This is a genomic window from Streptomyces sp. NPDC028368, assembly GCF_055565615.1.
On sequence record NZ_JBVHTY010000001.1, the window covers coordinates 313,649 to 334,961 of the forward strand.

14 protein-coding genes are annotated in these 21,313 nt (G+C 70.6%); 6 read left to right on the top strand and 8 right to left on the bottom strand.

Features of this window, described 5'->3' with window-relative positions; all coding sequences use genetic code 11:
- Positions 1-110: 110 nt before the first annotated feature.
- On the top strand, positions 111-1,295 hold the full coding sequence (locus ACZ4S3_RS01485; RefSeq protein WP_467924395.1) for an SGNH/GDSL hydrolase family protein: 1,185 nt from the start codon (positions 111-113) through the stop codon (positions 1,293-1,295).
- Between the two features lie 105 nt (positions 1,296-1,400).
- On the opposite strand, the gene ACZ4S3_RS01490 is transcribed toward ACZ4S3_RS01485, so the two are convergent.
- Positions 1,401-1,808 (bottom strand): DoxX family protein, encoded by a 408-nt coding sequence (locus ACZ4S3_RS01490; RefSeq protein ID WP_467924397.1) that lies wholly within the window; start codon positions 1,806-1,808, stop codon positions 1,401-1,403.
- 83 nt (positions 1,809-1,891) lie between these two features.
- Positions 1,892-3,766, bottom strand: coding sequence for an ABC transporter ATP-binding protein (locus ACZ4S3_RS01495; protein ID WP_467924399.1), 1,875 nt, complete (start codon positions 3,764-3,766; stop codon positions 1,892-1,894).
- A 114-nt stretch (positions 3,767-3,880) separates the two neighbouring features.
- Between ACZ4S3_RS01495 and ACZ4S3_RS01500 the strand changes: the two genes are divergently transcribed.
- Both ACZ4S3_RS01500 and ACZ4S3_RS01505 read left to right on the top strand, forming a co-directional pair.
- Positions 3,881-4,339, top strand: a complete 459-nt coding sequence (locus tag ACZ4S3_RS01500) for a MarR family winged helix-turn-helix transcriptional regulator (protein WP_467924401.1) — start codon at positions 3,881-3,883, stop codon at positions 4,337-4,339.
- Between the two features lie 32 nt (positions 4,340-4,371).
- Positions 4,372-7,314 carry an FAD-binding and (Fe-S)-binding domain-containing protein gene (locus ACZ4S3_RS01505; protein WP_467924403.1) on the top strand — a complete coding sequence of 981 codons (2,943 nt, stop codon included), beginning with the start codon at positions 4,372-4,374 and terminating at the stop codon, positions 7,312-7,314.
- 30 nt (positions 7,315-7,344) lie between these two features.
- Here the strand turns inward: ACZ4S3_RS01505 and ACZ4S3_RS01510 are convergent, their stop codons facing one another.
- The gene (locus ACZ4S3_RS01510) at positions 7,345-8,721 is read right to left on the bottom strand and encodes an alpha-amylase (RefSeq protein ID WP_467924405.1); all 1,377 of its coding nucleotides are present in this window, start codon (positions 8,719-8,721) and stop codon (positions 7,345-7,347) included.
- 327 nt (positions 8,722-9,048) lie between these two features.
- Here ACZ4S3_RS01510 and ACZ4S3_RS01515 point away from each other — a divergent pair, with 327 nt between their 5' ends.
- Positions 9,049-10,497: a Gfo/Idh/MocA family protein gene (locus ACZ4S3_RS01515; protein WP_467924407.1), complete on the top strand. Its 1,449-nt coding sequence runs from the start codon at positions 9,049-9,051 to the stop codon at positions 10,495-10,497.
- A 120-nt stretch (positions 10,498-10,617) separates the two neighbouring features.
- Here ACZ4S3_RS01515 and ACZ4S3_RS01520 read toward each other — a convergent pair whose 3' ends face one another.
- Both ACZ4S3_RS01520 and ACZ4S3_RS01525 read right to left on the bottom strand, forming a co-directional pair.
- Entirely contained in the window at positions 10,618-11,994 is a 1,377-nt protein-coding gene (locus ACZ4S3_RS01520) for a cation:dicarboxylate symporter family transporter (RefSeq protein ID WP_467924409.1), read from the bottom strand.
- Positions 11,995-12,176: 182 nt separating this feature from the next.
- Positions 12,177-12,926, bottom strand: coding sequence for a L,D-transpeptidase family protein (locus ACZ4S3_RS01525; RefSeq protein WP_467924411.1), 750 nt, complete (start codon positions 12,924-12,926; stop codon positions 12,177-12,179).
- A gap of 232 nt (positions 12,927-13,158) precedes the next feature.
- On the opposite strand from ACZ4S3_RS01525, the gene ACZ4S3_RS01530 reads away from it, so the two are divergent.
- Both ACZ4S3_RS01530 and ACZ4S3_RS01535 read left to right on the top strand, forming a co-directional pair.
- Positions 13,159-14,973, top strand: coding sequence for an ABC transporter transmembrane domain-containing protein (locus ACZ4S3_RS01530; protein ID WP_467924413.1), 1,815 nt, complete (start codon positions 13,159-13,161; stop codon positions 14,971-14,973).
- Positions 14,970-16,751, top strand: a complete 1,782-nt coding sequence (locus ACZ4S3_RS01535) for an ABC transporter ATP-binding protein (protein ID WP_467924415.1) — start codon at positions 14,970-14,972, stop codon at positions 16,749-16,751. The genes ACZ4S3_RS01530 and ACZ4S3_RS01535 overlap by 4 nt, the downstream gene beginning before the upstream one ends.
- A gap of 599 nt (positions 16,752-17,350) precedes the next feature.
- Here ACZ4S3_RS01535 and ACZ4S3_RS01540 read toward each other — a convergent pair.
- From ACZ4S3_RS01540 to ACZ4S3_RS01550, 3 genes are all read right to left on the bottom strand, one after another.
- Complete coding sequence (locus ACZ4S3_RS01540) at positions 17,351-18,142, bottom strand: metal-dependent hydrolase (protein ID WP_467924417.1); 792 nt, start codon at positions 18,140-18,142, stop codon at positions 17,351-17,353.
- Positions 18,143-18,287: 145 nt separating this feature from the next.
- Positions 18,288-19,484, bottom strand: coding sequence for an alpha/beta hydrolase family protein (locus tag ACZ4S3_RS01545; RefSeq protein WP_467924419.1), 1,197 nt, complete (start codon positions 19,482-19,484; stop codon positions 18,288-18,290).
- Between the two features lie 114 nt (positions 19,485-19,598).
- Complete coding sequence (locus ACZ4S3_RS01550; protein ID WP_467924421.1) at positions 19,599-21,008, bottom strand: purine-cytosine permease family protein; 1,410 nt, start codon at positions 21,006-21,008, stop codon at positions 19,599-19,601.
- Positions 21,009-21,313: the final 305 nt, after the last annotated feature.

The window sequence follows — 21,313 nt, forward strand, 5'->3', positions numbered from 1 at the left end:
GGCACCCGCTGCGTACCAAGCCCAGAGGTCTGGGTAGCCCTCGCGCCCGTCGGCAGACTCTCTGTCATCGCCACCGAGCAGCAGCCGGACAGAGAGAGGCAACAGCCATCATGAACCGCAACAGCCACAGCAACTCCCCTGACTGGCAAGCGGGTTGGGCCGCGGCGGTACAGCTCCCCAGCATCGGATTCCACAAGAACTGGGCCGAGGAGGGCTTCGCGGACCAGACCGTACGGCAGATCGTGCGGGTCACCGGCTCCGGCACCTCGGCGCGGATCAAGCTCTCCAACCGCTACGGGGCCGCCCCGCTGGAGGTGGCCGGCGCCACGATCGCGCGTACGGACAAGGGTGCGGCCGTCGAGGCGGGGACGGTCCGTACGCTCACTTTCGAGGGCGCGCCGGCCGTGGTGATCCCGGCGGGCGGTGAGGTCTACAGCGACGCCGCGGGGGTGAGCGTGGCACCGTTCGAGTCGCTGACGGTGTCGCTGTACTTCGCCCGGCCGACCGGTCCCGCCTCCTTCCACGCCCAGGCCTACGCCACCACCTACCGGGCGGCCGGCGAGCAACTGGCGGACGCGGACCCGGCCGTGTTCGGCGAAACGACGGTGTCCTGGTACTTCCTCGCCGCCGTCGAGCTGGCGGACGGTGGGCCGGCGCGACGGGACACGGTGGTGCTCCTCGGCGACTCCATCACCGACGGGTTCGGCTCGACCATCGACGGCAACCGGCGCTACCCGGACGCGCTGGCCGAGCGCCTCGCCGCCGAGGGGACGCCGCGGCCCGTACTCAATCAGGGCATCGGCGGGAATCTGCTGCTCAACGACTCGGCGTGGTTCGGGGACCGGGCCGGTGACCGGTTCCGGCGCGATGTGCTGGACCAGCCGGGGGTGCGTTCCGTGGTCGTGCTGGTGGGGCTGAACGACCTCGGGTTCAGCGAGATCGACCACCCGATGTTCAAGCCCGATCCGGACAACTCCGTCGCCGAGGTGATCGCGGGTTACCGGGAGCTGATCGTCCAGGCGCGGGCGGCGGGAGTCAGGATCATCGGGGGCACGATCCTGCCGTTCAAGGGGGCCGAGTACCACACACCGGTCGCCGAGGCGAAGCGGCGGGAGATCAACGCCTGGATGCGGGAGTCGGGAGAGTTCGACGCGGTCGTCGACTTCGCCACGGCGCTCGCGGACCCGGCCGATACGGATGCGCTCGCGCCCGGGTACGACAGCGGCGACCACAAACACCCGAGCGACGAGGGGTACCGGGTGATGGCCGCGGCCGTGGACCTCGCCACTCTCTGACCACGCCGCCACATCCGGCCTCACACAGGGGACTTACGCCATCGGCCGGGCAGACGACCGGGGGGCGAAGTGGGCGGTGGATGGTGGCGCGGTCACGCCAGGAGGCTACGGGCGCCGGGGCTGCGGTGCGGGCCCGGCGTCGCGGGAAGCCGCCCGTGCCGTGTGCAGGGCCCAGCCGATGAGCGGCGCCTGGGCGGGGAGACGGCCGTAGGCCAGGGCTTTCAGCGGCGCGGGGCGGTGGCGCCAGTCGTGGGCCATCTTGATGTTGGCCGGGAAGACTGCGGCGAACAGGCCCGCGGCGGCCAGCGCTCCGGCCCGGCGGGTGCGGGGCAGGGCGATGGCGGCGGCCACGGCCAGTTCGACGGCACCGCTGGCGTAGGTCCAGGTGCGCGGGGTGCCGGGCAGCCGCCGGGGCACCATCGCGTCGAACGGCTTCGGGGCGACGAAATGGGCGGCGCCTGCGCCCGCGAGGAGCGTGGCCAGGAGGCGGGCCGAACGGTCGCTGGCTGCCACGGAGATCTCCCGGATCGACGAGTGGGTGCGGCGGCCGCCCCGACCACTGAACTGGCCGCCGCGAGAATGACCTTACCCGTGGGTTACTTAGCGGTCATCACCTGATCGTCGCCAGCGGTGAGGTGTGCGTCACGCCGGCCTGCAGGGGATTCGGCCGGGGCATCGGCCGGGGGCCGGTGGGTGTCGCGGCGCACCAGGGCCGCATAACGTCCGTCGGCGGCGAGGAGTTCGTCGTGGGTGCCGCGTTCGGCGATCCGGCCGGCGTCCAGGACGACGATCTGGTCGGCGTCGCGGACGGTGGAGAGGCGGTGCGCGATGGTGAGGGTGGTGCGGCCCTCGGACAGCGTGTCGATGGCCCGCTGGACGGCGTGTTCGGTGCGGGTGTCCAGGGCGCTGGTGGCCTCGTCCAGGACGAGGACGGGCGGGTCGCGCAGGATCGTACGGGCAATGGCCAGGCGCTGCTTCTCGCCTCCGGAGAAGCGGTAGCCGCGCTCGCCGACGAGGGTGTCGTACCCGTCGGGGAGGGACGCGATGTGGTCGTGGATCTGGGCGGCCTTGGCGGCGCGTTCGATCTCGTCGTCGGTGGCGTCCGGTTTGGCGAAGCGCAGGTTGTCGGCGACCGAGGCGTGGAAGAGGTAGGTCTCCTGGGAGACGACGCCCACCGAGCGCGCGAGGGAGTCGAAGGTGAGGTCGCGGACGTCCTCCCCGTCCAGGGTGACCCGGCCCGCGGTGACGTCGTAGAGCCGTGGCACCAGATAGCTCAGGGTGCTCTTGCCGCTGCCCGTCGGGCCGACGACGGCGAGGCTGCCGCCGGCGGGGAGGGTCAGGTCGATGCCGTCGAGGGTCGGTGCGGCCTCGGGGTCGTAGGCGAACGTCACGTTCTCGAAGCGGACCTCGCCGCGTGGCGAGGAGAGGCTGACCGGCTGGGCGGACTCGGTGATGGCGACCGGCAGATCGAGGTATTCGAAGATGCGCTGGAAGAGCGCGAGGGAGGTCTGCATCTGCACGCCGGTGGACAGCAGCGAGACGGTCGGGCGGAGCAGGCCCTGCTGGAGCGATACGAAGGCGACCAGGGTGCCTATCGAGAAGTTCGGGCCGCCGAGCTGGAGTACCAGGCCGGCCGCCCAGTAGATCAGCGCGGGCATGGCGGCCATGACGATGCCGATGGTGGCCATCCGCCAGCGGCCGGCCATGTTGGCGCGGACTTCGAGGCCGACCAGGCGCTCGGACTCGTCGGCGAAGCTCTTGGTGAGGGAGTCCGCGCGGCCCATCGTGCGGCCGAGCAGGATGCCGCTGACGGACAGCGATTCGGTGACCATCGCGGACATCGACGCCATCTGCTTCTGCCGCTGCGTGGTGATCTTCTTGCGTTCGTTGCCGACCCGGCGGCTGATCCAGACGAAGAGCGGGAGCAGGAGCAGGGAGACGACGGTCAGGCGCCAGTCGAGGGCGACCATGGCGACCATGGTGGCGACCACGGAGGTCAGGTTGGAGACCAGGGAGGTCGCGGTGGAGGTGACGGTCGCCTGCATGCCGCCGATGTCATTGGCGATCCGGGACTGGACCTCGCCGGTGCGGGTGCGGGTGAAGAAGGCCAGCGGCATCCGCTGGAGCTTGGCGTAGACGGCGGTGCGCAGGTCGTGCATGACGCGCTGGCCGACCGTGGTGGACACCAGGGTCTGCAGGACGCCGAAGACGCTGGTGGTGACGGCCGTGGCGATCATGCCGAGGGCGAGGAGGGTGAGCAGTCCGGTACGCCTGCCGGGGATCGCGACGTCCAGGATCTCGCGGAGGAGGAACGGCGAGGCCACGGAGACGAGGGAGGAGGCGCCGACGAGCAGGCCGACGAAGGCCAGCCGGGCGCGGTAGGGGCGGAAGAGCGTGAGGATCCGCCGCAGTGGGACCGGCGCTTCGGGGTCCTTGGGCGGCGGGGTCCAGTCGGGTTCGTCGCGGCGCATGGGCTCCTTCGGGAGAGGTGAGAGGGGACGGGCACGGGCAAGCATCGTGGAGCTTAGCTCATTGTTACCTAAGCTCACAATGAACAAGGTCCTGCTATCCGCTATCCTCGCGACATGCCCTCCCCCGAGCCGACGAGCAGCACCTCCAACGTCGCCGAACAGCTGATGCGGCTGACCCGGCGGATGCACCGCGCCCAGAAGCACCACCTGGAGGACCTGGACATCGCCTTCACCCCGGCGCAGTCCCGGCTGCTGCGGATCGTGGACCACTGCCGCGATACCCCGCCCCGGATGGCCGACCTCGCCGAGCGGCTGGAGGTCGTACCGCGGGCGGTGACGACGCTGGTCGACGCGCTGGAGGCGAACGGGGCGGTGCGGCGGGTGCCGGATCCGGCCAACCGCAGGGTGATTCGGATCGAGCTCACCGACACCGGCCGGTCCACGCTGCGCGCGTTGCGCAGCGCGCGGCGGGCCGCGGCAGAGGAGATCCTGGCTCCATTGACCGCCGAACAGTGCGAGGTGCTCGGGGGCCTGCTGTCCACCCTGGTGGACGGGCCGGGTAGGCAGCACTAGAGGGCGCCCGGCCGACCCGGAGGAGTGCCGTCATGCCCCTGCTGGAGCCGAAGCCCGGAGCCCTGCGGCCCACCGCCACCGCCGGCCCCGCCCACGACAGGGTGGCCGACGGGCGGGCATCCGGCACCCCCGAGCCGCTGCGCGGCGACCTCATCGCCCTGCTCGGCCCGGACAAGGTGCTCCACAAGATCTCCGATCTGGTCCGCTACGCCTCCGACGCCAGCCCGTACCGTTTCGTGCCGCAGGTCGTGGTGCTGGCCGAGGACGTCGACGACATCTCCGCGGTCTTCTCGTACGCGCACGGCAAGGGCCGCAATGTCGTCTTCCGGGCCGCCGGCACCTCGCTCAACGGGCAGGCGCAGGGCGAGGACATCCTGGTGGACGTACGCCGCCACTGGGCCGGGATCGAGGTGCTGGACGACGGCGCCCGCGCCCGGATCCGGCCGGGTACGACGGTCCTGCGGGCCAATACCGCCCTCGCCCGGCACGGCCGGCTGCTCGGCCCCGATCCGGCCAGCGCGATCGCCTGCACCCTGGGCGGGGTGGTCGCCAACAACGCCTCGGGGATGACGGCCGGCACCACCCGCAATTCCTACCGGACGATGTCCTCGGTCACCGTCGTCCTCCCCTCGGGCACGATCGTGGACACCGCGGAACCGGAAGCCGACGCGGAGCTGGCGCACGCCGAACCCGCCCTGTGCGCCGGGCTGCTGGGGCTGAAGGCGGAGATCGAGGCGGACCCGGCGCTGGTGGCCAGGATCCGCGCCAAGTACGCGATCAAGAACACCAACGGCTACCGGCTGGACGCCTTCCTCGACGGGGCGACGCCGGCGGAGATTCTGCGCGGACTCATGGTCGGCTCCGAGGGCACCCTCGGGTTCATCGCCGAGACCGTCTTCGACACGCTGCCGCTGGACCGGCACACCACCGGCGCGCTGCTGTTCTTCCCGACGCTGCACGCCGCGGCCGCGGCCGTACCGGGGTTCAACGAAGCGGGCGCGCGGGCAGTGGAATTGATGGACGGCAATACGCTACGGGCCTCCGTACGGGTGGCCGGGGTCCCGGCCGACTGGGCGGAGCTGCCGAAGGAGACCACCGCGCTGCTGGTGGAGTTCCGGGCGCCGGACGAGGCCGCTCAGCGGGCGTACGAGGAGGCCGCCGCGCGGGTGCTCGAGGGGCTGGAGCCGGTCGCGCCGGTGGCGTCCGTGACCAACGCCTTCACCCGGGACGCGGGCACCCTCAGCGGCTACTGGAAGGCCCGTAAGGCATTTGTGACGGCGGTGGGCGGCTCCCGGCCGGCCGGGACGACGCTGATCACCGAGGACTTCGCGGTGCCGCCGTCCCGGCTCGCGGACGCCTGTGCCTGTCTGCTGGAGCTGCAGGCCCGGCACGGCTTCGACGCGGCGGTCGCCGGGCACGCCGCGCACGGCAATCTGCACTTCCTGCTCGCCTTCGACGCCGCGCAGCCCGGGGATGTGGAGCGCTATGCCTCGTTCATGGACGAGTTCTGCCGGCTGACCGTCCAGCGGTTCGACGGTTCACTCAAGGCGGAGCATGCGACCGGGCGGAACATCGCTCCCTTCCTGGAGCTCGAATGGGGTGCGCGGGCAACGGAGTTGATGTGGCGGATCAAGGAGCTCGTCGATCCGCACGGCATTCTCGCGCCCCGCATCCTGCTCGACCGCGACCCGAAAGGGCATCTGCGCGGGCTGAAGACCATTCCCGAGGTCGAGGCGGTCGCCGACCCCTGCATCGAATGCGGCTTCTGCGAACCGACCTGTCCCAGCGAGGACTTGACCACCACGCCCCGCCAACGGATCGTGCTGCGCCGCGAGATGATGCGCCAGCCGCCCGGATCCCCGGTGACTGCCCAGTTGCTGGAGTCGTACGGCTATGACGCGGTGGACACCTGCGCCGGCGACTCGACCTGCAAACTGGCCTGCCCGGTGGGCATCGACACCGGCGCGCTGATGCGGGACTTCCGCCACCGGCGGCATTCGGCGCGCGAGGAGTGGACGGCCGCGCGGTTCGCCCGGCAGTTCAAGGCCGTGGAGCGGTCCGCGCGGCTGGCGGTGGCGGCCGCGGACCGGATCGGCGACCGGCTGCTCGCATCGGTGACCGGCGCCGCCCGCAGGGCCGTACGCCCGGATCTGCTGCCCGAGTGGCTGCCGCAGATCCCGGGCGCCGCCGGCCGTACGCTGCCCGTCACCCCGAAGGTGGGGGCGGCCGCCGTCTACTACCCCGCCTGCGTGAACCGCATCTTCGGCGAACCGGCCGGATATCGCGGCCCGTCGCTCCCCGAGGCGGTGGTGGCCGTGTCCCGGCGGGCGGGCCGCCCGGTATGGATTCCGTCGGATGTGACCGGTACGTGCTGCGCCACCATCTGGCACTCCAAGGGGTACGACGAGGGCAACCGGGTGATGGCCAACCGTATTGTGGAGGGGGCCTGGGGCTGGACGGCCGGCGGGCGGCTGCCGCTGGTAGTGGACGCGTCCTCCTGCACGCTCGGCCTCGCCCATGAGGTCGTGCCGTATCTGACGCCGGACAACCGCGCGCTGCACGCCGAGCTGAGCATCGTCGACTCCGTCGTCTGGGCCGCGGAGGAGTTGCTGCCGCATCTGGAGATCCTGCGCACGGTCGGTTCCGCCGTGCTCCATCCCACCTGCTCCATGCGGCATCTGGGGGACGAGGCGCAGCTGCGGGAGGTCGCGGAGGCGTGTGCGCGGGAGGTCGTGGTGCCGGACGACGCGGGCTGCTGTGCGTTCGCGGGCGACCGCGGGATGCTGCACAAGGAGCTGACGGAATCGGCCACCGCGAAGGAGGCCGCCGAGGTCACGGCGCGGCATTTCGATGCGCATCTGTCGGCGAACCGGATGTGCGAGGTGGGAATGGATCATGCGACCGGTGGGCGGGGGTACTACTCGGTGCTGATGGAGCTGGAGCGGGCCACTCGGCCGGATGTGGCCTCGGCGTGAGTGGCCCGCCGCGGGGAGGGCGGACCGGGGTCAGCTCTTGGCGCCGATGTGCAGGGCGACGGCGCTCTTGGCCGGGACGGTCAGCTGCGCCTTGCCGTCGTCGCCGACGGTGACGGTGTTGCCGTCGCAGCTGTCCGGCGCGGCCTTGGCGACATTGCAGTAGGTGCCGGCGGGCAGCGACGTGGCGAAGGTCTGGCGGAGTTCGCCGTCGCCGTTGTTGAGGGCCACGAATCCCTTGTTTCCCCGGCCGAAGGCGAGGGCGCTGCCGCCGTTGTCCCACCAGTCGGTCAGTTCGGCGGAGCCCACCGCGTTGCGGAATCCGACCAGGCCGGTGATCTCCCGCTTGGCGTGCTCGTCGGTCCAGCCGTCGGTGCCGCTGGGCGGGCCCGCGTCCTTGTCGGACCACTCGTAGCCGGAGTAGACGTTCGGGGAGCCGTAGGGCGAGGCGAGCATGAAGACATTGGCGAGGGTGTAGGACGCGCCGTCCTTGTAGGTGAGCGTCGAACCGTTGCGTTCGGTGTCCCAGTTGTCGACGAAGGTACGGGCCTTGTCGCCGCCGAGCTTGCCGTCCGCGACCGACTTGAGCTGGGCGAGGTTGCCGCCCTGGAAGGCGCTCTTGAGGTGGGCGCCGTAACGGAATTCATCGACGTCGCCGATGCCGGTGTACTCGTCGGGCTGGACCGCCTCGCCGGAGCCGTAGATGACCTCCTGCACCCAGTAACCGGGGTCGCTCATCTTTGCCTTGATGGCGGCGAGGTCGGTGGCGGAGATGTGCTTGGCGGCGTCCACCCGGAAGCCGTCGACGCCCAGTGACCGCAGATCGTCCAGGTACTTGGCGATGGTGGTACGGACGTAGTCGCTGCCGGTGTCGAGGTCGGCCAGGCCGACCAGTTCGCAGGTCTGGACGTCGTTGCGGTCACCGTAGTTGGAGATGTTCTTCCGGCAGCCGTGGAAGTCCTGGTCCTGGTAGTAGCCGGGGTAGTTGTACTTGGTGTACTGCGTGCCGCCGGTGCCCGTACCGGATCCGGCCGCCATGTGGTTGATGACGGCATCCGCAATAACTTTCACGCCCGCGCCATGACAGGTTTTCACCATCGCGGCGAAGGTGTCCCGGTCCCCCAGCCGCCCGGCGATCTTGTAGCTGACGGGCTGGTACGAGGTCCACCACTGGCCGCCCTGGATGTGCTCGGAGGCGGGTGAGACCTCGACATAGCCGTAACCGGCCGGGCCCAGCTGATCGGTGCAGGCCTTGGCCACGTCGGCGTACCGCCACTCGAACAGGGTGGCCGTGACGGTCTTTTCACCAGGTGGGGTGGCTTGCGAGGGCCATGGCGCGAGGGTGGCCAGGCCGGCCGCGGCCAGCACACCGGCCAACGCCCCGCCCAGCACACGGGAACGATGCTGCATCTTGCGGCTCCTTCGTCATCGGGCACGGCAGGGCACACCGCGCCCTCGAGAGCAGCCACGCGCCAGGCCGCCATGGGGGGATTCCGTAACGGAGCCTGCCGTTTCGTTCGTGGACACGTCAAGGTTCGAGCGCAAGGCATTTCAGCGCCTTGCGAAAGATGCCGCGTAAGGCGGTTGCGGCAACGCAACGAAAGAACGGAACAAAAGAGTCCAAGCACGCCGCCCCAAGAGTCCAACTTGCCCTCTTGTGCCTCAGGTGGCTCAACCGCCAAGGTCCTGACCGAGGTTCACGTATGCCCCGCGCGCCATCCGCTCCCTGGAGGACCGATGAACGAGGCACCACAGCAGAACCACGACCACGGCTATGGCCACGACGACGAGGCGGGGCCGAGCCGGCGCTCGGTCCTGTGGACCGCCGGCGCGGCGGGTGCCGGGCTGGGGCTCGGCGGGCTCACGGCGGGCAGCGCCGCGGCGGCCGCTCCTGGGGCCCCGGGGACCGGGACTGCCGCCGCCGCGGTCCCCGAGGCCAAGGGCAAGACCATGGTCGGGGTGCCGTTCGAGCGGCGCAGCACCGTACGCGTCGGCCTCATCGGCCTCGGCAACCGCGGCGGCAGCATGATCGACCTCTTTCTCGCGGTGCCCGGCGTGCGGGTGGTCGCGCTGTGCGACCCGGTCAAGGAGAAGGCCGCGAAGGCCGCCAAGAAGGTCACCGACGCCGGGCAGCCCGCGCCGGCCGTCTACACCAACGGCGACCACGACTTCGAAAATCTCTGCAAGCGCGGCGACATCGATTTCGTCTACGCGGCCACCCCCTGGGACTGGCACTTCGACATGGCGAAGACCGCCCTGCTCAACGGCAAGCATGTCGGGGTGGAATGCCCCCTCTCCCTGCGCCTGGACCAGCTGTGGGAGTTGGTGGATCTTTCCGAAAGAACCCGCAGACACTGCATGCAGCTGGAGAACTGCTGTTACGGCAGAAACGAGATGCGGGTCCTGCGGATGGCCCATGCGGGCCTGTTCGGCGACCTGCTGCACGGTGCGGGCGCCTACAACCACGATCTGCGCGGCCTGATGTTCGACCCCGCGTACTACGAGGGGCCGTGGCGCCGCCTCTGGCACACCCGGCTGCGCGGCGACCTCTACCCCAACCACGGCTTCGGCCCGGTCGCCAACTACATGGACATCAACCGCGGCGACCGGGCCGTACGCATCTCCAGCTTCGGCACCCCCGCGCTGGGACTGGCGGCGTACCGCAAGGAGCACATGCCGGCGAACGACCCGAGCTGGAAGGAGTCGTACATCGAGAGCGACCGGACGATCAGCCTTGTCCAGACCGCCCGGGGCCGGGTGATCCGACTGGAGCACGATGTCTCCACCCCGCACCCCTACAGCCGGATCAACAGTCTCGGCGGCACCAAGGGCGTCTTCGAGGACTACCCCGAGCGGATCTACATCGAGCCCGACCAGAGCAACGACGAGTGGGGCGACTTCGCGAAGTACGCGGAGTGGGACCACTGGCTCTGGAAGGAGCACGCCAACCCGCCCGGCGGACACGGCGGAATGGACTACATGCTGGTCTTCCGGCTGATGCAGTGCATCCGGCTGGGCCTCGTACCGGACTTCGACGTCTATGACGCGGCGACCTGGACCGCGCCGGTGCCGCTGAGCGATCTCTCGATCAAGGCGAAGGGCGCGCCCCAGGAGATTCCCGACTTCACCCGGGGGCTGTGGAAGAAGGCGCGGCCCGGGATGGATTCGCAGAAGCCGGAGGAGTAAGCCGGAAGAGTCAGCCGAAGGAGTAAGCCGAAGGAGCAGGCGGAGGAGCAGGGGAGGATCAGCCGGCGGCGCCACGAGGCAGCGGCTCGGCGGACGGTGTTGTCCGCCGGGCCGCGCGCGTCACTTTTCGCAGCCGGCGGAGGTGCCGGCCGGCTCGGCGGCCGTCCCCGCCGGCCCGTCCGCCTTCTCCGCCGGCCCGTCCGCAACCGGCTCGCCGTTCATGACCCGCTTCGCCGTCACCCGGTCCAGCGCCCCCTCCCAGCGGGACACCGCGAACACCGCGACACAGTTGCCGAGCAGATTGGTCGCCACCCGCATCGAGTCCATGATCCGGTCGACGCCGAGCAGCAGGGCGACCGCGGCGGCCGGGATGACGCCCAGCGCCGAGGCGGTCGCGGACAGCGCGAGGAACGCCGAACCCGGTACGCCCGCCATGCCCTTGCTGGTCAGCATCAGCACCAGGACGACGGTGATCTGCTGGCCGAGCGAGAGATCGACGCCGATGGCCTGCGCGATGAAGAGCGTGCCGATGGAGAGATAGATGGAGGCGCCGTCGAGGTTGAAGGAGTAGCCGGTCGGCAGCACCAGGCCCACCGCGTCGTCCCGGCAGCCCGCGGCCCGCAGCTTCTGCATCATCCGCGGCATCACCGTCTCGCTGGATCCGGTGCCGAGCGCGAGGAGCAGTTCCTCCCGGGTGTAACGGACGAACTTCCACAGGCTCAGCCCGGTGACGGCCTTGAGGGCGAGTCCGAGCAGGACGAGGAAGGCCAGCGCGACACCGTAGCAGACCGCGATCAGCTTGCCGTACGTCGACATCGCGCCCAGCCCGTACTCCCCGACGAGATGGGCGGTGGCACCGAAGACCGCGAGCGGGGCGAGCTTCATGATGTAGCCGACGATGGTGAACACCACGTCCTGGGCCTGCTCGATGAGCGGCAGGATCTGCGGCACCCGCTGCTGTCCGAGGTGCAGCAGCGCCGCGCCCACCAGACAGGCCAGCACCAGGACCTGGAGCAGCGAGTTCTCGGCGAAGGCGCCGACCGCGCTGTTGGGCAGCGATTCCAGGGCGAACTGGGCGGCGGAGGGGAGCTGCCCGCCGCCCGTCTTGGCGTCGACCGCGCCCTTGTCGAGGGACGCCGGGTCGATGTGCATCCCGGCGCCGGGGGCGAAGACATTGCCGGCCAGCAGGCCGATGACCAGCGCGATGCTGGTGGCGACCTCGAACCAGATCAGGGCCTTCACTCCGATCCGGCCGAAGGCCTTGAGGTCGCCGGCCTTGGTGATGCCGGCGACGACGACGCAGAAGACCAGCGGGGCGATCATCGCCTTGATCAGCCGGACGAAGCCGTCGCCGAGCGGCTGGAGCGATGAGCCCGCCCCGGGCCACAGGCGTCCGACGAGAACGCCGAGGACAAGGGCGATGAGGACCTGCGCGAACAGGCTGGTACGCAGCAGACGGCCTGCGCGGCGTATGAGAGTTCCGTTGGCGTGCGGCACGGGCACTCCTACATGGACGGATTCTGTAATGCGGAAGTGGACTTCCGCGGTCCGTCACTATTGCCGCTTGGCGTTCCGCACGAAAGAGATCCGTGTAACTTCCCGGGAAATCTTGGAGCTTGGTCCAAGCCGCATCGGCCCGGCTGTCCCGCTAGACCCCCTTCGCCCCGCCACCTGCACACTTAGGCCGAGAGATGCGCCTTGTCCCCCATCACCACAACGGGGTGCCGCGCCGGATCGAGGGTGCGCAGCAATGCCGCCATACCGGATTTGGGGACGCTGACGCAGCCGGACGTTCCGCTGCCGTGGTCCAGGTGCATCCAGATCCCGCCCCCCTTGGACTGCCCCTGGGGGCGCGTCGGGTCCAGCGGGGAGGTTCCCTTGACGCGGTTGTAGTTGATGGCCACGACATAGTCGAAGTCGTGCCGGGTACCCTTGTCCCAGTACGAGGGCGGCGTGAACTCCCGCGAATGCGTATACGGCAGATGGGCACCCGGATCCGCGAGGACGCCGCCCGCGTCGGTCAGCGAGAACACCCCGATGGGGCTGCGCTTGTCGCCCTCATGGTGGCTCTCCGTCCAGCCGTTGCGGCCGTTGTGCGCGGCCCAAGTCGCCTTGCGATCCCAGCCCTTGGGGCCCTTTTCGTAGAGCACGACGGTGGATTCGGCGGAGTCCATGCCCTCGCCGTAGACCGCCACGACCTGCCGGGAATCGGCCGGGATCCGCGACCGCAGAGCGCCTCCGACCTCGGGAATGTTCTTGAGATGCGTGCTCGCCGACGCGCCGCGCGCCGGGCCGAGGGGACGCTTGCTCTTCCCCGCGCCGTCGTCCTTGCCGTCGCCGCCGCTCGCGCCGCCCCCGCAGCCCGCCAGAAGAATCAGACCCGCTGCGGCCACCGCCGCCGTCCGCATCGCACTGCCCGCAATTCGCATGGACACATCGTCGCACCGGATGTCCGACGAACCTTCAGCACCCGCCCTGTGCGTACGCGTCCCACACGATTGGCCCGATATCGGCGCCGGCCGCGGAAAACCGTTTGAAATCGGCACGCCCGGCGCGCCAACCTTCCCTTCTCCCGCCCCGGCTCTCGCACCCCCACGCGTTCCCGCTCGCCGCACCACTCCCGTCGGCACGAACACCCACCCACGACATGCCTTGGACATCATGCACATTCGCGACCTTCCGCATCCCGACCCCGGCGATCCCGACGTTCGGACCGGCGGCAGCTTCCTCCTCTGGCTCTACAAACAGCAGCTCGGAGGGCAGATCAAGGCCTTCCTGTGGGGGCTGGTGCACACCGGCGCCGTGGCCTCCTTCCCGCTTCCGGTGGGCGTGGCCGTCCAGGCCGCGGTCGACCGCGACGGCGGCCAACTGGCCCTCTCCGGCGGCCTCATGGTGTTACTGGGGGTGCTGGTCTCCCTCGGCGACGTCATGCTGCACCGCTCGGCGGTCACCAACTGGATCACCGCCGTCGCCCGGGTGCAGCAACTGCTGGCCCGCAAGACCACCGAGCTCGGCTCGGGCATGACCCGGCGGGTGGCGGCCGGCGAGATCGTCGCCGTCAGCACCGGCGACCTGGAGAAGATCGGCGGGTTCGTCGAGCGGATCTCCCGGTTCGGGGCGGCGGCGCTGACCTCGGTCGGGGTCTGTGTGGCCCTGGTCCTCTACCAGCCCGCCCTCGGCATCGTGGTGGCCCTCGGCGTACCCGTCCTGGCGCTGGCCGTCCTGCCGCTGCTGCCGCATGCCACCCGGCGCGCCGACACCCAGCGCGAGAAGGCGGGCAAGGCCACCGAGCTGGCCTCCGACACCGTCGCGGGGCTGCGCGTGCTGCGCGGCATCGGCGGCGAGGAACTCTTCCTCAGCCGCTACCGCAGCGCCTCCCAGGAGGTACGCAAGGCCGCCGTCAGCAGCGCCCGGATGTGGTCCCTGATCTCCGCCGTACAGGTCGTACTGCCGGGCCTGCTGCTGATCGCGGTGGTCTGGTACGGCGTCCGGCTCGCCCTCGACGGCCGGATCGCGATCGGCGAACTCGTCACCATTTACAGCGCGGTCGCCTTTCTCCTCTACCCCCTCCGTCATTTCGAAGAGATCGCGATGGCGTACTCCTTCTCCAAGCCGTCGGCGAAGCGCGCGGCGCGGGTACTGGCGCTGACCCGCCCGGCGGAGGGCCGGATCGCCGGCGACGGGACGCCGGACGGTGAGCTGTGCGACCCGGCCAGCGGCCTGACCGTCGCGGCCGGCCGGCTGACCGCGGTGGTCTGCGGCGACCCCGACGCCGCGGGCCGGCTCGCCGAACGCCTCGGCGGGCATCCCCCTGATCCGGGCGAGGGTGCGGACCGGCTGCCGTCGGTCCTCCTCGGCGGCACCCCTCTGGACGACCTGCCGCGCGACACCGCCCGCAGGGCCGTACTCGTCCAGGACAAGGACCCCGTCCTGCTCTCCGGCACCCTCGGCGAACTCCTCGACGTACCGGCCTCCGGACGGGTGGGCATGGAACAGGCGCTGGCCGCGGCGCAGTGCGGCGATGTGCTGACCGCGCTGGCGCAGGCGTCCGTCGACGACTCCGGCGACCCGATGCGCACCCGGATCACCGAACGCGGCCGGTCGCTCTCCGGCGGCCAACGCCAGCGCCTCGCCCTGGCCCGGTCGCTGGTGACCGACCCCGGAGTTCTGGTGCTGGACGAGCCGACCAGCGCCGTCGACTCACACACCGAGGCCCGTATCGCCGACGGCCTCCGGGAGATCCGCACCGGCCGTACGACGGTGGTCCTCACCTCCAGCCCCCTTCTGCTGGACCGCGCCGACTACGTGGTCTTCCTCCCGTCCGGCAAGGTCGCCGCCGCGGCCACCCACCGCGAACTGCTGCGCACCCACCCCGACTACCGCGCCGTCGTCACCCGCGAAACCGACGGCACCCCGGCCGGCCCGGCACTCGCCCCACCTGGACAAGCCCCCGCGCAGCTCGAGGAGCCCGCATGATCGGCCTGGCGCCACCGGAGCACGATCCGGATACCCCGCAGACCACCACGACCCTGCCCGTCGGCTCCCCGGCCACCGTGCGCGCCTACGTCGCCGGTCTGATCCGCCGCCACCGGCGCGCCTTCGCCCTGCTGGTCGGCGTGAACGCCGCGGCGGTCATCGCCTCGATGGTCGGGCCCTATCTGCTCGGCGGACTGGTCGAGGACCTCTCCGCAGGCAGCCGGGATATCCAACTGGCCCGCACCATCACGCTGTTCGCCCTCGCGCTGACCGCGCAGACCCTGTTCGTACGGCTGGTACGGCTGCGCGGGGCGATGCTCGGCGAGCAGATGCTGGCCGATCTGCGCGAGGACTTTCTCGTACGGTCCGTGGCGCTGCCGCCGAGCGTCCTGGAGCGGGCCGGGACCGGCGATCTGCTGTCCCGTATCACCACCGACATCGACCGGCTCTCCGAGGCGATGCGTGAGGCCGTTCCGCAGCTGTCCATCGGCGTGGTGTGGATCGCGCTGCTGCTCGGCGGGCTCACCGTGACCGCGCCGCCGCTCGCACTGTCCGTCCTCATAGCGCTGCCCCTTCTGATCGCCGGCTGCCGCTGGTACTTCAAACGGGCGCCGGGCGCCTATCGTTCCGAGGCCGCCGGTTACGCCGCCGTCTCCGCCGCGCTCACCGAAAGCGTGGACGCGGGCCGCACCATCGAGGCGCACCGGCTGGGCGCCCGCCGTATCGCGCAGTCGGAGCGCCGGATCCGCGAGTGGACGCAGTGGGAGCGGTACACGTTGTTCCTGCGGTCGGTGCTCTTCCCCGTGATCAATGTGACGCATGTGCTGCTCCTCGGTGCGGTGCTGCTGATCGGCGGAGCGTTCGTCATGGAGGGATATCTGACGCCTGGTCAGCTGACGACGGGTGCGCTGCTGGCGCAGATGATGAGCGAGCCGATCGACACGATCCTGCGCTGGTACGACGAGCTGCAGGTGGCCCAGGTGTCCATCGCGCGGCTGGTCGGCGTCCGGGAGATCGAGCCGGAGGCCGCGGACGAGACGGTCTCGCCCGTCGGCCGGGACGTCCGCGCCGACAAGGTGCGCTTCGGCTACCGCGCGGGCGCCGACGTCCTGCACGAGGTCTCGCTGCGGGTCCGCCCCGGCAGCAGGCTGGCTCTGGTCGGCCCGTCCGGCGCCGGCAAGTCGACGCTGGGCCGGCTGCTCGCCGGTATCTACGGCCCGCGCAAGGGCACCGTCACCCTGGGCGGGGCCGAGCTGTCCGCGATGCCCGCCGAACGGATCCGCGCGCATGTGGCCCTGGTCAACCAGGAGCATCACGTCTTCGTGGGCTCGCTCCGCGACAATCTGCTGCTCGCCCGCACGAACGCGGCAGATACCGAGCTGTGGTCGGCGCTGAGCGCGGTGGACGCCGAGGACTGGGCACGGGCGCTGGACGAGGGCCTGGACACCGAGGTCGGCTCGGGCGGCCATACGCTCACCCCGGCGCAGGCCCAACAGATCGCGCTGGCACGGCTGGTGCTCGCCGACCCGCACACGCTGGTACTGGACGAGGCGACGTCGTTGCTGGATCCGCGGGCGGCCCGGCACCTGGAACGGTCACTGGGCAAAGTGCTGGACGGCCGTACGGTCGTGGCCATCGCGCACCGACTGCACACCGCGCATGACGCGGACCTGATCGCGGTGGTCGAGGAGGGCCGGATCAGCGAGCTGGGCAGCCATCATGAGCTGGTCGCCGCGGACGGTGCGTACGCGGCGCTGTGGCGGTCCTGGCACGGCTGAGGGGTGGGCGGGGGCCCGGCCGGCACCCCTCCGCGGAGGAGGCCGGTCGCCGAGGTCACCGGGGCGATGCCCCGGATTCCGGAGCGATCGGCTTCACCGGCCTTGGGGGTCCGGGAGGTTATCGGCGCCGTGCTGCCACCCATTCCGGCGGAGTAGGACGGACGCGTACGGGCGCCCCGGTCCCGCCCATCGGCCCAGGCATCCGCGAAGACGCGATGCCGCTGCCACTGGATGCCGCTACCACGCGGATGCCGCTACCACGTGGATCGCGCAGAGCGTCGGCGGCGCGGAGGACATCTGCGCCTCGGCCTCACCACGCCCCACTGAGCCTGGCCCCGAGGCGTCCCTCGCCGCCACACACCTCAAGCGCTCGGCGGGAACGTCACGCACCGAATCGTCCGGGTATCGGCTCGGCGACACGGCCGTCTTGGTCCCCGGCAGGGCTCGCCGGAAGGCCAAGGAAAAGGGCGCGGATTTCGTGTTCTTTCAGGGGCCATTGCTCCCGAGCCACTGGCCGCGAGCCGCTGCTCCCGGGCCACCGCTCCAAGATCCGCGGACCCTGCCGTGCACCGCGGCCGGCCGGCCGCGGTGCACGTCTGTCAGATGTATCCGAGGGCGCCCAGGCCGCCGAGTCCGCCCAGCACCATGAAGACCGGCATCAGCACCTTGAGCTCCACCCAGCTGCCCGCCTTGAAGCGCATGCCCTTGGGCGGGCCGAGCGGATACCAGCGCTTGCGGCCTATCGGGATGGGCCACAGAACCGGGCAGCCGGAGACGGTGAGCGCGTCACCGATGTCGTGGACCAGCGCACCGAGCACGATCGGCAGGCCCAACCAGAGGTACTGCTGGCCCGGTTCGGTGAACAGCCAGTGGGCGCCGTTGCCCGGCTGGTCGAGAATGCCACCCAGGATCCAGGCCGCGGCCGCGCCGAGCAGCCACACCAGCACATCGCTGGAGACCCGAGCCGCCCGCCATAGCAGGCCCTCGATGGCCAGGACCATATGGACGAAGAGAATGCCGAGGACCGCCCAGCGGCCGCCCTGCATCGCCAGCAGCGCCATCCCGCCGCCGACCAGCACGGCCCAGAGCCAGGTGTGGGTGAGCGTGCGGTGCCCGCCGTTGCGGTTCGAGTCGCCGCGCATCTTGGTCGCCTTGTAGACCGCGTGCGAGAGGGAGTCGACCACCTCGCACACGATCCGCGAAAGCGGCCCGAACGCCCGGGAGATGGTGGCCGACTTGTGGTCGAGGTCGGGTGCGAGCGCCGCCCCGGCACAGATCAGAGCTCCGCAGACCAGCACCGGCCAGGGCATCGGATGCCCGGCGGCATCGGCCGCCGCGCCCACCCCCAGCCAGGCCGCGGCCCCGGACAGCGAGTGCGCCGGTCCCATCATGGTCGTTCCCCCACCTTTGTCGTGTCGGCTGCCGTGCCGGCAGCTTGTCGGCTCTCACGCCTCTGAAGCCGCGCTTCTGACGCCTGGTCGGCCCGGCGACTCAGCGTAGCGTCAGATGATCTCCCCAGGTCGCGCGGGTGCGGCCTCACACCCCCAGCACATCATCGAGCCAGTCGAACACCCGCTGGTCGAAGCGGGAGCGGTTCCAGCTCTCGCAGTGCCCGGCCGATCCCTCATCAGCAGTGAAGCGGACCAGGCTCTTGGGGCAGTGCAGGGCCTCATAGAGCTGCTCCGCCTGCGCCGAGACCGGATCGTTCTCGGCGGCCGCGACGAGCGTGGGACAGGCGATCGATCCGGCCACCTCCGCGAGCCGGTAGCGGTTCATCTCCACCACGTACTCGCCGAGCGAGCTCAGCCCGTGCGCCCACAGGCCGCGCTGGACCAGTTTCCAGTTCAGGGTCGGATCGGCCGCGAGCCCGGCAAGATACGGATCCAGTTCCGCCGGGTCCACCTCGGGCAGCCGCTCCTTGAGATCCTCCGGCAACGGCAGCTGTCTGGCGAACGCCCCAGGGTCCCACTGTCCGGGGTCGGCGATCAGCGCCGCGACCCGCGGCTCGCCGCTGACCCCGCGCGGTGCCAGACAGCCGCCGAAGCTCCATCCCATGACGGCGATCCGCCCGGCGTCGATCTCCGGAAGCTTCAAGGCGTGATCGACGACGGGACGCAGCACCGTCTCCCAGTCCGGGCGCAGCGTCAGGCCGTCCTTGACCAGGGATCTGCCCTGGCCGGGGCCGTCGACGAGCAGACAGGCGTAGCCCCGGCGCAGCGCGGGAACGGCGTGCGACCAGTACATCTCGTGGATGTTGGAGTCATAGCCGTTGACGCCGATGAGCGCCGGCCGGCGGGTGCCCCCGTCCTCCGGCGCGCACAGGTATCCGGGCAGGCTGCCGCCCTCGAAGGGGATCTCCACGGGCCGCATCGGGTGCGCCGCGAGCTCGGCGAAGCGGTCGAAGCAACGGCCCTCGTGGTCGAACGCTTCGACCAGCCGGGGGTCGACGGGGGCGCCGAACAGAGGGAGGTAGGAGACGCGGTAGTAGGTGGCCGCGCGCAGATACGCCTCGCGAGCGCTGACCCGATGCCCCCGCTCATCGCTCTCCCGCGCCCAGGACTCGACCGTGGCGGCGGTGGCCGTCCACTCCCGGTACCACCCGGCGAAGTCTCCCGGGAGGATCCGCCCCAGCGTTTTCTCGCACTCGCCGTACTCCGACCCCCCGCGGGTGCTTACGGCAAGCGCCCGCTCGGCGAACGACTGGAACAGCGGATCGCTGCAGAGACGAGGCACGGGCGCGGGCTCCTTGGCGAGGACGGCAATGGTCGCCTCACCTTTACCCTCGCCGGGCGGCCGCGGGCGCACGCAGATCGGTATCCCCACCGAACGGTCGAGCACCGCGGCGCGTTACGCCCCCGCCGTCCCCGCCGCTTCGCTCGCCTCGGCAGCACGAGGCCCCACTATCAGCCGCAACGGCGTATACACGGCTACGGCGACCACGAAGGCGACGTAGTACGCGAGATCGGCGCCATGCAGCGCGGCCGCTATCGGGCCGACGAACAGCGTCGTGTCCATGAACGGCACGGCGGCGGCGAATGCGGCCACAAAAGCGACGATCGCGGGCCACCACGGCTGAGGGCGGGCGAACTCGGCCGCGACATCGATCGGCGCGCCCTTCCTGGCCTTGGCCCGCGCCCTCGCGTCGACGATCACCACGCCGATGAAGCCGGGTATCCAATAGCCCACGAACAGCAGCACATTCTGAAAGCGGGCCGTGGTGTCCGCGGAATGCATCCACAGCACCAGAAGAAAGCCGAGCACGGCGGCCGCACCGGCGGCGAGGGGCCTGGGTACCCGTACGCCGGCCGTCTGGAGAGCCAGGGAGCCGCTGTAGTCGTTCATGGCGTTGCTGCACACGGCGGCGGCCGCGATGGCCAGCAGGCCGAAGGCGCCGAGGGCACCGCCGCCCAGGAGGCCGTGGACTCCGGCAGCGGTCTGGTCGGTGAACAGCTTGGCGCCCCACAGGCCCAGCGCCTGTACCCAGACGAACGAGAGCACCATGCCGAGCACGGAGTACCAGAACATCCGGGGCCGGGCGGTCGTACGCGGCAGATAGCGGCTGAAGTCGGAGGCGTACGGCGCCCACGAGATCGCCAGGCTCAGAGCGATGGTGCTGGTCAGAACGAAGGCCCCGACGCGGTCGGCGCCCTGGGCGGAGCCCGATACGGGGAGCGGCACGCCGGACAGCAGCTTGACGCTGAGCAGCAGGAAGGCGGCGCCCAGCACAAAGGTCATCCAGGTCTGGAGCTGGTGCAGGGCCTCGTAGCCGAAGACGCCGACGGCCCCTTGGAGGAGCAGGACCACCAGCGCACCCAGCCAGAACGGCCATCCGAGCAACTGGGCGAGCGCCTCGCCGCCGAAGAGGCCGATGAGCGCGTCCCAGGCGATGGAGGAAAGCCACTGCATGATTCCGGGCAGCGCCACACCGCGGCCGAAGGCCAGCCGCGACAGCGGCAGCTGGCCGGTGCCGGTCTGGCTGCCCCAGGTGCAGAGGTAGGCGGCCGGCAGTGCGCCGACGACCGTGCCGAGCACCATGGCGATGAGCGCGGTCCAGAAGTCCAGCCCCAGGGAAATGCCCACGGTGCCGGTGAAAACACCGCTCATGGTGAGATTCGGCGCAAACCACACCGTAAAGAGCCGACGAGGCTTCCCATAGCGGTTACTTTCCGGCACCGGCTGGATACCGTGCCGTTCGACTCCCAGGTCGCCGGCTCTCGCGGGCATTCGCCCGCCGAAGGTGGACTGCTCGATGGTCATGACTCTCCCAGGCTTGCATTGCAGCGCCTTACGGTAAGCCGAGCAGTCGGCGGACCGGGAGAGGGGTCCCTGGACCGGCCGGCTGATCTTCACCGGATTGTGCGACCGGATAATTCCGTGCCACTCGACGCATATTCCACTGTTACACGTCCACGGATCCACGGGCAGGCTGCCCGAATTTCCGGTGTGACGCGCAATATTGATGCCCCGGAGAGGAATGCGGAAAATACGCCGGTTCTCCCGGTTCTCCCGGCTGCACGGCTGAATGTCCGAGCGATTCCAGAATTCCATTCAATATCGCGGGC